This is a genomic window from Curtobacterium sp. MCBA15_013, from assembly GCF_001865095.1.
Lineage (GTDB): Bacteria > Actinomycetota > Actinomycetes > Actinomycetales > Microbacteriaceae > Curtobacterium.
Map to the genome: position 1 here is coordinate 1 of NZ_MJGQ01000021.1, position 270 is coordinate 270.

Consider the following 270-nt stretch of genomic DNA (forward strand, 5'->3'; position numbering starts at 1 on the left):
CGGCGCGATCGTCGCCGCGGCGAACCTCGCGGACCGCTACGTGCAGGACCGCTTCCTGCCGGACAAGGCGATCGACCTGATCGACGAGGCCGGTGCACGTCTCCGTCTGTCGATCCTGTCGGCGCCGCCGGAGCTCCGCGAGTTCGACGAGAAGATCTCGGCGGTCCGCGGGCAGAAGGAAGCCGCGATCGAGGAGCAGGACTTCGAGAAGGCCGCTTCGCTCCGTGACGAGGAGAAGAAGCTCCTCGGCGAGCGTCTCCGCCTCGAGAA

General features: G+C 68.1%; 1 protein-coding gene. It reads left to right on the forward strand.

Annotated elements, in window-relative coordinates; genetic code table 11:
- A partial coding sequence (locus BIV01_RS11810) for a UvrB/UvrC motif-containing protein (protein ID WP_175473706.1) occupies positions 1–270 on the forward strand: 270 nt, incomplete at both ends.